The 12271-nt window shown below is 67.4% G+C and carries 10 protein-coding genes and 1 riboswitch; all 10 genes read left to right on the forward strand.

Translation table 11 applies throughout. The annotated features are described in order from the left end of the window. Positions 1-47: 47 nt before the first annotated feature. A complete protein-coding gene (locus tag AC58EF_RS11385; protein ID WP_497276320.1) occupies positions 48-1199 on the forward strand; it encodes a LysR family transcriptional regulator in 1152 nt (383 codons plus the stop codon). Between the two features lie 65 nt (positions 1200-1264). Beyond that, entirely contained in the window at positions 1265-2161 is an 897-nt protein-coding gene (locus AC58EF_RS11390; RefSeq protein WP_497276384.1) for a DUF1932 domain-containing protein, read from the forward strand. A gap of 114 nt (positions 2162-2275) precedes the next feature. After that, complete coding sequence (locus tag AC58EF_RS11395; protein WP_497276321.1) at positions 2276-3301, forward strand: amidohydrolase family protein; 1026 nt, start codon at positions 2276-2278, stop codon at positions 3299-3301. Continuing rightward, complete coding sequence (gene ligA, locus AC58EF_RS11400; RefSeq protein ID WP_497276323.1) at positions 3298-3750, forward strand: protocatechuate 4,5-dioxygenase subunit alpha; 453 nt, start codon at positions 3298-3300, stop codon at positions 3748-3750. The genes AC58EF_RS11395 and ligA overlap by 4 nt, the downstream gene beginning before the upstream one ends. 1 nt (position 3751) lies before the next feature. Next, positions 3752-4645, forward strand: a complete 894-nt coding sequence (locus tag AC58EF_RS11405) for a class III extradiol dioxygenase subunit beta (RefSeq protein WP_497276325.1) — start codon at positions 3752-3754, stop codon at positions 4643-4645. A 41-nt stretch (positions 4646-4686) separates the two neighbouring features. After that, positions 4687-5625: a Gfo/Idh/MocA family oxidoreductase gene (locus AC58EF_RS11410; protein ID WP_497276327.1), complete on the forward strand. Its 939-nt coding sequence runs from the start codon at positions 4687-4689 to the stop codon at positions 5623-5625. A gap of 208 nt (positions 5626-5833) precedes the next feature. Next, a riboswitch (cobalamin riboswitch) is annotated at positions 5834-6051 on the forward strand. A gap of 186 nt (positions 6052-6237) precedes the next feature. Next, positions 6238-7275, forward strand: a complete 1038-nt coding sequence (gene cobW / locus AC58EF_RS11415; RefSeq protein ID WP_497276328.1) for a cobalamin biosynthesis protein CobW — start codon at positions 6238-6240, stop codon at positions 7273-7275. Between the two features lie 9 nt (positions 7276-7284). After that, positions 7285-10533 carry a cobaltochelatase subunit CobN gene (gene cobN, locus AC58EF_RS11420; protein ID WP_497276329.1) on the forward strand — a complete coding sequence of 1083 codons (3249 nt, stop codon included), beginning with the start codon at positions 7285-7287 and terminating at the stop codon, positions 10531-10533. 2 nt (positions 10534-10535) lie between these two features. Then, on the forward strand, positions 10536-11642 hold the full coding sequence (locus AC58EF_RS11425; RefSeq protein ID WP_497276386.1) for a ferredoxin-like domain-containing protein: 1107 nt from the start codon (positions 10536-10538) through the stop codon (positions 11640-11642). Continuing rightward, a complete protein-coding gene (locus AC58EF_RS11430) occupies positions 11642-12271 on the forward strand; it encodes a precorrin-8X methylmutase (protein WP_497276330.1) in 630 nt (209 codons plus the stop codon). Before AC58EF_RS11425 ends, AC58EF_RS11430 begins: the two co-directional genes overlap by 1 nt.

The raw sequence follows: 12271 nt of genomic DNA on the forward strand, positions 1-12271 counted from the left end.
CAAATCCGAACTGGCGCAAAGCCATTAAATTTTGATAATCATCTGTCATGCAACCCGACCAGTTCAATATCCGTCACCTTGCCGCCATGGCGGCCGTCGTCGATCATGGCAGCGTCAGCCTGGCGGCCCGCGCGGTCAATCTGACCCAGCCCGCAGTGACGCAGGGCATCGCCAAGCTGGAGGCGCAGCTGGGCCTGCAACTGTTCGAGCGGCAGCCGGGTGGCATGGCGATGCTGGAGGCCGCGCGGCGGCTGAAACCCCGGATTGACGTGGCGTTGCGCCTGATCGGCAGCAACCGGGTCACGGCGGCGCAGGTGCGGGCGTTCGTCGCGCTGGCGCGGGCGGGCAGCTATGCCGGGGCGGCGGCGGCCACGGGGGTCGCCGAGCCGTCCCTGCATCGCGCGGTCGGCGACCTGGGGCTGGCGGTGGGCAGCCGGCTGGTCGATCGGCGCGGGCGGGGGGTGACGCTGACCAAGGCCGGTCTGGCGCTGGCCCGGCGATTGCGCCTGGCGCTGGCGGAGTTGCGGCAGGGGTTGGAGGATCTGGCGGAGCTGAAGGGCGAGGAGGGCGGCCGGATATTGGTGGGCGCCATGCCGCTGTCGCGGGCGCGCCTGCTGCCCGACGCCATCGTCCGCTTTCGGACGGATTTCCCGCATGTCGACATCAGCGTCCATGAAGGCTCCCATGCCGAACTGGTCGGGCCGCTGCGCGATGGCGAGATCGACATGATGATCGGGGCGCTGCGCGATCCGGCGCTGGCGCTTGACCTGAGCCAGCGCGCCCTGTTCGAGGATCGGCCGACCATATTGGCGCGGCGCGGTCATCCGCTGGAGGGCGGCTGGGATGCCGATGCGCTGCGCCGTTTCCCCTGGATATTGCCGCCCGAAGGGACGCCGCTCCGGCAATTATGGCGGGCGATGTTCGCGGAACTGGGCGGCGATCTGCCCGCCGTGCCGATCGAATGCGGGTCGGTGATGACGATCCGGCAATTGCTGGTCGGGGGCGATTATCTGACCCTGCTGTCCTGCGACCAGTTGGCGCTGGAACTGGAGGTGGGGTTGCTGGCGGATATCGGTCCGGCGCCGGGCGCGATCAGCCGGACCATCGGCCTCACGACCCGCGCCGACTGGCGACCGACCCGGCTCCAGCAGCAGTTCATGATGGCCGTGGAAATCTCCGTCGAAGAGATGACTTCGTAAATTCTTATGGAGCCATGGCGGATTCGATTGGTCGCATCCGGCGCGATGCGGCATCCCTTGGCGCCATGGAGCAGGAAGTTGGTCTGATCGGGTTCGGCGAAGCGGGGTCCACTTTTGCCCGTGCGGGGGACTGGGCCGCGGCCGCCCATGTGTTCGACATCAAGACGGATGATGCGGCGGCGCGCGACGCGATGCTGGCGGCCTATGCCGATGCGGGTGTCCTGCCGGCGCGCTGTCTGGCGGATGCGCTGGACGGTGTGCCGCTGATCCTGTCGCTGGTGACGGCGGACCAGGCGCTGGCCGTGGCGGAAGCGGCGGCGGCGCTGATTGCGCCGGGCGCGCTCTATTGCGATCTCAACAGCGTCGCGCCGCAGACCAAGCAGGCGGCGGCGCGGGCGATCGAGGCGGCGGGCGGCGATTATGTCGACGTCGCGGTGATGGCGCCGGTCGATCCGGCGCGCCTCGCCGCGCCATTGCTGCTGAGCGGCGCGCGCGCCGGTGAGACGGAAGGGCGGCTGCGGACGCTGGGTTTCACCAAGACCCGCGTCGTCGGCGCCGACGTCGGACGGGCCTCATCGATCAAGATGATCCGGTCGGTCATGGTCAAGGGGATCGAGGCGCTGACCGCCGAGTGCGTGCTGGCGGCGGACGCGGCGGACGTGCTGGACGAGGTGCTGGCATCGCTAGACGCGAGCGATAAGACCCGGCCCTGGGAGGCGCGGGCGGACTATAATCTCGACCGGATGCTGGTGCATGGGCTCCGCCGCGCCGCCGAGATGGAGGAAGTGGTCAAGACGCTGGATGGCCTGGGCACCGGCGCGGCGATGACGCGCGGCACGGTGGAACGGCAGCGGGCGATCGGCGCGCTGGGCGTGAAGGCGCCGCCCGAAGGGCTGGGCGCGAAGATCGGGCGGATTGAAACAGGCGTGCCGGAATCTGCTGAGGTCGAATTGGAAATATAGCCGTCATTCCCGCGAAGGCGGGAATCCATCTCCTGCCCAAGCGGCAGCCGGAACGTTGGGAGATGGATCCCCGCCTTCGCGGGGATGACGAACATGAATTGGAGTAGCGAGCGGATGAGCCTGATTATCGATTGCCACGGTCACTATACCGTCCTGCCCAAGGGGCATGACGCCTGGCGCGAGGCGCAGAAGGCGGCGTTCAAGGCCGGCACGCCCTGCCCGCCCTATCCCGAGATCAGCGACGCCGAAATCCGCGAAACGATCGAGGCGAACCAGCTTCGTCTGATCAAGGAGCGCGGTGCGGACCTCACCATCTTCTCGCCGCGCGCTTCGGCGATGGCGCCGCATGTCGGCGACGAGGCGGTGGCGAAGGAATGGGCGATCCGCTGCAACGACCTGATCGCGCGCGTCGTCGGCCTGTTCCCCGAAACTTTCGTCGGTGTGTGCATGTTGCCCCAGTCGCCCAAGGCCGACATGCGCAATTCGATCGCGGAGCTGGAGCGGTGCGTCACCGAACTGGGCTTCATCGGCTGCAACCTCAATCCCGATCCGGGCGGTGGCCATTTCACCCATCCGCCGCTGACCGATCGCTACTGGTATCCCTTCTACGAGAAGATGGTCGAGCTGGACGTGCCGGCGATGATCCATGTGTCGGGGAGCTGCAATCCGGCGATGCACGCGACCGGCGGCTATTATATCGCCGCCGACACCATCGCCTTCATGCAGTTGCTGGAAGGCGATCTGTTCAGGGATTTCCCGGCGCTGCGCTTCATCATCCCGCATGGCGGCGGCGCGGTGCCCTATCATTGGGGGCGCTATCGCGGTCTGGCCGACATGCTCAAGAAGCCCGACCTGTCGACGCATCTGATGAACAACATCTTCTTCGACACCTGCGTCTATCACCAGCCTGGTATCGACCTGCTGGCCGACGTGATCGAAAACAAGAATATATTGTTCGGGTCGGAAATGGTCGGCGCGGTGCGCGGCATCGACCCGACCACCGGTTTCTATTTCGACGACACCAAACGTTATGTCGATGCGCTGGAGATCAGCGACGAGGAACGCGCCGCGATCTTCGCGGGCAATGCCCGCCGCGTCTTCCCGCGCCTAGACGTCAAGCTGAAGGAGAGGGGGCTATGATGACCGAAGACCCCAAAGATCAGGATATTCACGAATATCTGGCCGAAATGGAGGATATCCCTGGTACCCGCGTCTTCACCGCCGCGCGGGCGCGTCAGGGCTATCATATCAACCAGTTCGCGATGAGCCTGATGAAGGCGGAAAATCGCGAGCGGTTCAAGGCGGACGAGCGCGCCTATATGGACGAATGGCCGCTGACCGAGGAGCAGAAGCAGGCGCTGCTGGCGCGCGACTATAATCGCTGCCTCGACCTGGGCGGGAATGTCTATTTCCTGTCCAAGCTGTTTTCGACCGACGGGATTCCCTTTGCCGAGGCGGTCAGCACCATGACCGACATGCAATTTCCTGAATATCGGGAAATGATGATGAAGGGCGGCCGTTCGCCCGAAGGCGTGCGGTCGATCAAGGCCAATGAAGCCGCGGCCGCCGCGAAGAAAGAGGATCGCTGAGATGGCGCGTATTACCGCTGGCGTGGCGTCGAGCCATGTGCCGCTGCTGGGCGTGGCGTCCGACTTCGGCAAGGACCGCGACGACTATTTCGGCCCGATCTTCGCCGGTTACGACTGGACCCGCGCCTGGGAGAAGGCCGAGAAGCCAGATGTCGTCATACTGGTCTATAATGACCATGCCTCCGCCTTCGACATGAAGATCATCCCGACCTTCGCGATCGGCTGCGGCGAGCGCTACAAGTCGGCCGACGAGGGCTGGGGCCCGCGCGCGGTGCCGGATGTGGAGGGGCATCCCGACCTTGCCTGGCACATGGCGCAGAGCCTGATCCTGGACGAGTTCGACATGACCATCATCAACGAGATGGACGTCGACCATGGCCTGACGGTGCCGCTCAGCATGATGTTCGGCAAGCCTGACGCCTGGCCATGCAAGGTCGTGCCGCTGGCGGTCAATGTCGTCACCTATCCGCCGCCGTCGGGCAATCGCTGCTGGGCGCTGGGCGAGGCGATCCGCAAGGCGGTCGAGAGCTTCCCCGAAGACCTCAATGTGCAGGTGTGGGGCACCGGCGGCATGAGCCACCAGTTGCAGGGGCCGCGCGCGGGCCTGATCAACAAGGAATGGGACAATATGTTCCTGGACGGGCTGATCGGCGAGAGCGACCATCTGCGCCGCATCCCGCACATCGAATATCTGCGCGAGACGGGCAGCGAGGGCATCGAGATGGTGATGTGGCTGATCATGCGCGGGGCGCTGGGCAGGAAGACCCGCGCGTTGCACCGCCATTATCATGTGCCCTGTTCCAACACCGCGATCGGCCATCTGGTGCTGCGCCCCGACAATGGCGAGGGGCTGGACATGACCGGCAGCGGCGTGACCGTGATCGCGGCGGAATAAACAGACTTAAGCCCCTCCCTTTCTAAAATACGGAGTTTCCCATGCGTATTGCCCTGGCCGGTGCCGGCGCCTTTGGCGAAAAGCATCTCGACGGTCTCAAAAATATCGACGGCGTGACCGTCACCTCGATCATCGGTCGCGAGCTGGACGCGACCAGACAAGTCGCGGAAAAATATGGCATCGGCCATGTAACGACCGACCTGAACGAAACACTGGCGCGCGACGATGTCGACGCGGTGATCCTGTGCACGCCCACCCAGATGCACGCGGCGCAGGCGATCGCCTGCATGGATGCGGGCAAGCATGTCGAGGTGGAGATTCCGCTGGCGGACAGTTGGGCGGATGCGCAGGCGGTGCTGGCCAAGCAGAAGGAAACCGGCCTTACCTGCATGGTCGGCCACACGCGCCGCTTCAATCCGTCGCATCAATATGTCCACAACCGCATCGAGGCGGGCGAATTCAACGTCCAGCAGATGGACGTGCAGACCTATTTCTTCCGCCGCAGGAATATCAATGCGAAGGGCGAGCCGCGGTCCTGGACCGACCATCTGCTCTGGCACCATGCCGCGCACACGGTCGACCAGTTCGCCTATCAGGCCGGCAGGATCGTGTCGGCGCACGCCATGCAGGGGCCGATCCATCCTGACCTGGGTATCGCCATGGACATGTCGATCCAGTTGAAGAGCGAGACGGGCGCGATCTGCACCCTGTCCTTGAGCTTCAACAATGACGGGCCGCTCGGCACCTTCTTCCGCTATATCGGTGACAGCGCCACCTATATCGCGCGCTACGACGATCTGTTCACGGGCAAGGAAGAACCGATCGACGTCAGCCAGGTGGCGGTGTCGATGAACGGCATCGAATTGCAGGACCGCGAGTTCATCAGCGCGATCCGCGAAGGCCGCGATCCCAATTCGAGCGTCGCCAAGGTGTTCGACTGCTATCGCGTGCTGGGCGAGCTGGAAACGCAGCTGGCCTGAGCCTTCGGCCGCCCTTTCCGAATCGCCGGGTGTTCCGCCAGGAGGGGAATATTTCAAACCCCCTCCGGGGTCGCAGGAAAGGGCGTGGCGGGATGACCGTCACGCCCTTTTTGGCCCGTCACGAAGGAAGGTAGACGCCGTGTCGGGCGTGCCGCTTGGCAATGCGCCAAAGCGCAGCTATGCACCCGATGGTCGATGGGATATCCCATCGGCTGTTGATCGCGCCGGTGCCCCGCAAGGGGCTTCAATGGGAATGCGGTGAGAGGGTTTGACCTTCAATTCCGCGGCTGTCCCTGCAACTGTAAGCGGCGAGCGCGATGCACGTGCCCTTTTTGTCGGGGCGGCCACTGGACCGGAAGGTCTGGGAAGGCGTGCATCAAGCCTTGACCCGCGAGCCAGGAGACCTGCCGGCGTCTGGTCGCTCTTGCCTTGGTCCAGGGGATGGTCACGGCACGGTAGTTTTCCGTCTGAGCGACGAAATCGTGCGGCTGGGGCTGCACGGTGCGGGATGCCGGGCGCGGTCGCGCCCGCCCGTCGTCGCGCGCCGGCTGGCGTCCGTGAAGGGCGTCGGCAAGCCCCTGCCCGTCGTCGTTCGGCGCGGGAGAGAATATCATGTCTGATCTGGCCAAGCTGCCGGTCACTATCGTCACCGGCTTTCTGGGTGCGGGCAAGACCACGCTCATCAGCCATCTGATCCGCAGCGCGGGCGGGCGGCGGCTGGCCGTCGTCGTCAACGAATTCGGCACGCTGGGGGTCGATGGCGACATCCTCAAAAGCTGCGCCATCCCCGATTGCCCGGCGGAAAATATCGTCGAGCTGGCCAATGGCTGCATCTGTTGCACCGTGGCCGACGACTTCATTCCCACGGTGGAGGCGCTGCTGGCGCTGGAGCCGCGGCCCGACCATATATTGATCGAGACATCGGGGCTGGCATTGCCCAAGCCGTTGCTGAAGGCGTTCGACTGGCCGGCGATCCGGTCGCGCATCACCGTCGACGGCGTGATCGCGCTCGCCGATGCGGAGGCGGTGGCGGACGGCCGTTTCGCGCCCGATCTGGAGGCGCTGGATGCGCAGCGCCGCGCCGATCCCGGCATCGATCATGAAACACCCCTGTCCGAAGTGTTCGAGGATCAGCTGGCGTGCGCCGACATGGTGCTGCTGACCAAGGCGGATCTGGCCGGGCCGGAAGGCGTGGCCGCCGCGCGCGCCGTGATCGCGGCGGAAACGCCCCGGCCGCTGCCGGTGGTCGAGCTGGTCGACGGGGTGATCGACCCGCGCGTCGTGCTGGGCGTGGGCGCGGCGGCGGAGGATGATCTGGCCGCGCGTCCCTCGCACCATGATGGCGAAGAGGATCATGAGCATGAGGATTTCGACAGCATCGTCGTCACGCTGGGCGCCATTGCCGATCCGGCCGATCTGGCCGCCCGCATCGAGCGGCTGGCGCGCGAGCAGCAGATATTGCGGGTGAAGGGCTATGCCGCCGTCGCGGGCAAGCCGATGCGGCTGCTGGTGCAGGCGGTGGGCGCGCGCGTGCGGCACCAATATGACCGGCCCTGGCGGCCGGGCGAGGCGCGGGCGACGCAACTGGTCGTGATCGCGGAGCATGATCGTATCGACGCCGACGCGATCCGGGCGGTCCTTCAGGGCTGATCCGCCGCCATGCATGTCATCTTCCGCGAAACCCATGGGATCGAGGAAGCGGCTGTCCCGCAGGATCTGGGGCAGGCGCCCGCCGATCTTGTGCTGCTGTCCTTTTCGGACAGCGACCTTGGGGCGTTCGCGGAGGGATGGCGGCGGGACCGGGACGGTTTGCCGACGTTGCGGCTCGCCAATCTGGCGGCGCTGGCGCACCCGCTGTCGGTCGATACCTATATCGATCGGACGCTGTCGGGTGCCAAGGCGATCCTGATCCGGCTGATCGGTGGGGCGTCCTATTGGAGCTACGGCCTGCAACAGGTTGAGGCGCTGGCGCGGACGCGGGGTATCGCGCTGGCGGTGCTGCCGGGGGACGGGCGGCCCGACGCGCGGCTGGATGCGGCGTCGACCGTGCCGGTCGCGACGCTGCGGGCGCTGGCGCGACTTTGCGACGAGGGCGGCGCGGCCGCTTCGCGGGCGGCGCTCGGCCTGCTGGCACGGGAAGCGGGCCTGGTCGACGGACCTGTAACCGCTGCGCCTCCATTGCCCATGGTCGGCGCGTGGGACGGAGAGGTGGTGTGCCCGGCCGCCTTTGCGCTGACGGCAATACGGCCCCGCATCCTGCTCATCTTCTACCGTTCCTATCTGACATCCGCCGACATGCAGCCGTTCGCGGTCTTGCGCGACGCTTTCGCCGCGCGCGGCTTCGATGTGATCGGTTTGTTCGCGCCGTCACTCAAGCCGCATGACATACGCGGCTGGGTTGCGCGCTGGGTGAAGATGCTTGGCCCTGCCGCGATCGTCAACGCCACCGCCTTTTCCGCGCGGAGCGAGGATGGAACGACGCCGCTCGACGGGGCAGGCATGCCGGTGTTCCAACTGGCGCTGGCGACCTCCGGGCGGCAGGGCTGGCAGGAATCGGCGCGCGGCCTGTCACCGGCGGATTTGGCGATGCATGTGGTGCTGCCCGAAGTCGACGGGCGGCTGTTTGCCGGCGTGGTGAGTTTCAAGGAAGCACAGGTTCGCGATACCGCGCTGGAGTTTGCGCGGGGGGCGCACCGGGCCGATCCGGCGCGAGTCGCGGCCATCGTGGCGCGCATAATCGGCTGGGTGCGGCTGGCGGCGACGCCCGCTGATAAGCGGCGGCTGGCGATGATCCTGTCCACCTATCCGGGCAAGACGCACCAGATGGCCCATGCCGTAGGGCTGGATGCGATCGCATCGGCCGAGGCAGTTTTGAGCGACCTTGCCGAGGCTGGCTATGCCATTGATGCGGCGGGCGATCTGGTGGGCGCGCTTCAGGTCGAGCGGCTGTCTTGGCCGCTGGCCGACTATCGCCGGGCGCTGGCGGACTTGCCGGCATCGCTGCGCGACGATCTTCGCGCGGCGTGGGGCGAACCGGAGGAGGATGCGGCCGTGCAGGACGGCGCCTTCGCCTTCGCCTTCGCCGCCGTCCGGCGCGGCGGCGCGTTGGTGGCGCTGCAACCCGAACGGGGGATGCGCATCGACCGGGTCGACAGCTATCATGACCTGACCCATTGCCCGCGCCACGCCTATGTCGCTTTCTACCTCTGGCTGCGGACGCAGGGCGTCGACGCGCTGGTGCATATGGGCGCGCATGGCACGCTGGAATGGCTGCCGGGCAAGGCCGTCGCCCTGTCTGACGCCTGCTGGCCCGAGGCGCTGATCGGGCCGACGCCGGTCGTCTATCCCTTCATCGTCAACGATCCGGGCGAGGCGGCGCAGGCCAAACGCCGGATCGGCGCGGTGACGATCGGCCATGCGCCGCCGCCGCTCGCGCCGTCGCGTGAAGGCGCGGGGCTGGGACGGATCGAGGTGCTGCTCGATGAATTTTCCAATGCCGATGGCCTGGACCCGGCGCGGCGGCTGCGGTTGCAGGCGGATATTCGCGACGAGGCGCGGGCGCTGGGGCTGGAGGCGGACCTTGGTATCGATGCCGCCATGTCTCCCGCTGAGGCGATCGGCCGGGTCGACCGTTTCGTGTGCGACGTCAAGGAAAGCCAATATGGCGACGGCCTCCATGTCTTCGGCCGGGGCGAGCATGGCGCGGCCGAGCGCGTGGGCCTGCTGGCCGCGCTGGGCGGCCGTCGGGTCGCGCCCGGTCCTTCGGGGTCGCCGCATCGGGGCCGGCTCGATGTGCTGCCGACGGGTCGCAACCTGTTCATGGTTGATCCCCGCGCCGTCCCGTCGCGCGCCGCCCATGCCCAGGGCGTGCGGCTGGCGGAGGAACTGATCCGCCGCCATTTGCAGGACCAGGGCGATTATCCCAGGAGGCTGGTGGTCGACCTGTGGGGATCGGCGACGATGCGCACGGCCGGCGAGGACTATGCCATGGCGCTGCACCTGCTGGGCGCGAAACCGGTCTGGGACATGGCGTCCGAGCGGGTGACGGGGGTGGAGATAGTGCCGCTCGCGATGATGGACCGGCCGCGTATCGATGTGACCCTGCGCGTGTCGGGCCTGTTCCGCGACGCCTTCCCCACCCTGCCGCTGCTGTTCGGGCAGGCGGTGCGGGCGCTGGCCGGCAGGGACGAGCCGGTCGAATGGAATCCGTTCGTCGGCGCCGCGCCGGCATCGCGCGTCTATGGGCCGGAGCCGGGACATTATGGCCTGGCCATGGGCGATGCCGCCGACACCTATACCGCCGAAGCCCGACGCGCGGCGGGGGAGGCGTGGCTGGCGGCATCGCGCCACGCGCTCGACAGCGATGTGGCGGACGACGCAGGGCTGCGCGCCCGGGTCGCGGCGGCCGACGCCTTCGTCCATGCGCAGGACCTTCCCGAAACCGATCTGCTGCTCGCGGCCGACTATGCCGCGCACGAAGGAGGCTTCGCCGCCGCGCAGGGCGTGGCGGGGGGCAGGGCCGCGCTCTACCATCTTGACGCGCGCAACCCGCACCAGCCGGTCGCGCGGCCGCTGAGCGAGGAGATCGCCCGCGTTGTAAGGGCGCGGGCGGCCAATTCCGGCTGGGTCGACGGCATGATGCGGCACGGCTTTCGCGGCGGGGCGGAACTGGCCGCGACCCTCGACCATCTGGGCGCCTTCGCGTATCTGGCGGGCAGCGTGCCGGACCATCTGTTCGACCTTTATCATGATGCGACGCTGGGGCGTGCCGAAGTGCGCGACTTCCTTGCGCAGGCCAATCCCGGCGCGCTGGCCGCGATGGAGGCGCGCTTTGCCGCCCTTCATGCCGCCGGCCTGTGGCGCACGCGGCGCAATTCCATCCTCGCCGGCCTGGGGCAGGTGTCATGATCATGGTGAAGGGCTGGTGCCCCGATGCCTGGCATCCGATGACGGCGGGGGATGGACTGCTGGTCCGTGTGCGTCCGCCGCTTGGGCGGATCGAGGGGTCGCAGCTAAGGGGGTTGTGCGAAGCGGCGATGGCCTGTGGCAACGGGCTGATCGATGTCACCAGCCGCGCCAATCTGCAAATCCGCGGCGTGCGCGAGGCGAGCTGGAAACCGCTGGTGGAGCGGCTTGTGACGCTGGATCTCACCGATGCTGATTCGGTTATGGAAGCACGCCGCGCCCTGCTGGTTGCGCCGGACTGGCAGGCGGGCGACGACACTGTGCGCATCGCGGAGGAATGGAGCGGGAGGCTGGGCGAGCTGCCCGCCTTGCCGGCCAAGGTTGGTTTCGTCATCGATGCAGGCGCCCTGCCCGTTTTGACCAAGGAAAGCGGCGATTTCCGCATCGAGCGAGGCGAGCATGGCGGGCTGATTCTCCGCGCGGACGGGTATGCGACGGGCGTGGCGGTGGCGCCAGGGCGTGAAGTGGATGCGCTGGTGGCGCTGGCGCGATGGTTCGTGGCGAGCGGTGGCCGGGAGGCGGGGCGCATGGCGCGGCATGGCGCGCCGCTGCCCGGCTGGGCGCAGGGCGATATTATGCCGACGCGTGCCGCAGCGCCGCTGGAGGTCGGGCCGCACGCGCTGGGATTCCTGTATGGCGCGCCCTTCGGGCAGGTTGATGCGTCGACGCTGGCGCGACTGGCGACCGGCCCGGTGCGCTTGACGCCCTGGCGGCGGTTGATCGCCGAAGGCCATGTCGGCGGCGCGATCGATGGGTTGCTGCACGCGCCTGACGACCCGCTGCTGCGCGTCGATGCCTGCCCCGGCCAGCCCTATTGCCCGCAGGCGACCATTGCGACCCGTGCGCTGGCGCGGCGGATCGCTCCCCATGTTTCGGGGCAAGTGCATGTTTCGGGCTGCGCGAAGGGGTGCGCGCGCGCGACCCCGGCCGACCTGTGCCTGACCGGGCGGGAGGGGCGCTATGACCTGGCCATCAATGCGCGGGCCGGTGCGCCGCCTCTATCCGTGGGGCTGGATGAAGCCGCCATCGTTGATCTTTTGGGAGCCGATTGATGCCGCATGTCTATGAAACCGATGGTGCGGCGATCTATCGTCAATCCTTCGCCATCATCCGCTCCGAGGCAAAGCTCGACCGCTTTTCTCCGGATGAGGAACCGGTCGCCGTGCGCATGATCCATGCCGCCGGCATGGTGGACCTCGCGCCGCATATTCGCTTTTCTCCCGGCTTTGCCGAAACGGCGCGAACGGCGCTGGCCGGTGGCGCACCGATCCTGTGCGACGTGCGGATGGTGTCCGAAGGCGTGACGCGGGCGCGCCTGCCGGCCGAAAATCCGGTGATCTGCACGCTGGGCGAGCCATCGGTGGCGGAACTGGCGCAGGCGATGGGCAATACCCGCTCCGCCGCCGCGCTGGAACTGTGGCGGCCATATCTGGCGGGCGCGGTGGTGGCGATCGGCAATGCGCCGACGGCCTTGTTCCATCTGCTCGACATGCTGGCGGACCCGGCATGTCCGCGCCCGGCCGCGATCATCGGCTGTCCGGTCGGCTTCGTGGGCGCGGCGGAATCCAAGGCGGCCCTGTGGCTGGAGCAACCCGTGCCCTGCTGTATCGTGGAGGGACGGCTGGGTGGCAGCGCGATCACCGTGGCGGCGGTCAACGCGCTGGCGAGCCGCGCGGAATGA

This window comes from Sphingobium sp. WR1 (genome assembly GCF_059693745.1).

Coding starts and splice junctions, on each gene's coding strand:
- ligA (WP_497276323.1), top strand. CDS start 3,298: ATGATGACCGAAGACCCCAAAGATCAGGATATTCACGAATATCTGGCC.
- AC58EF_RS11395 (WP_497276321.1), top strand. CDS start 2,276: ATGAGCCTGATTATCGATTGCCACGGTCACTATACCGTCCTGCCCAAG.
- AC58EF_RS11425 (WP_497276386.1), top strand. CDS start 10,536: ATGGTGAAGGGCTGGTGCCCCGATGCCTGGCATCCGATGACGGCGGGG.
- cobN (WP_497276329.1), top strand. CDS start 7,285: ATGCATGTCATCTTCCGCGAAACCCATGGGATCGAGGAAGCGGCTGTC.
- AC58EF_RS11410 (WP_497276327.1), top strand. CDS start 4,687: ATGCGTATTGCCCTGGCCGGTGCCGGCGCCTTTGGCGAAAAGCATCTC.
- AC58EF_RS11405 (WP_497276325.1), top strand. CDS start 3,752: ATGGCGCGTATTACCGCTGGCGTGGCGTCGAGCCATGTGCCGCTGCTG.
- cobW (WP_497276328.1), top strand. CDS start 6,238: ATGTCTGATCTGGCCAAGCTGCCGGTCACTATCGTCACCGGCTTTCTG.
- AC58EF_RS11385 (WP_497276320.1), top strand. CDS start 48: ATGCAACCCGACCAGTTCAATATCCGTCACCTTGCCGCCATGGCGGCC.
- AC58EF_RS11390 (WP_497276384.1), top strand. CDS start 1,265: ATGGAGCAGGAAGTTGGTCTGATCGGGTTCGGCGAAGCGGGGTCCACT.
- AC58EF_RS11430 (WP_497276330.1), top strand. CDS start 11,642: ATGCCGCATGTCTATGAAACCGATGGTGCGGCGATCTATCGTCAATCC.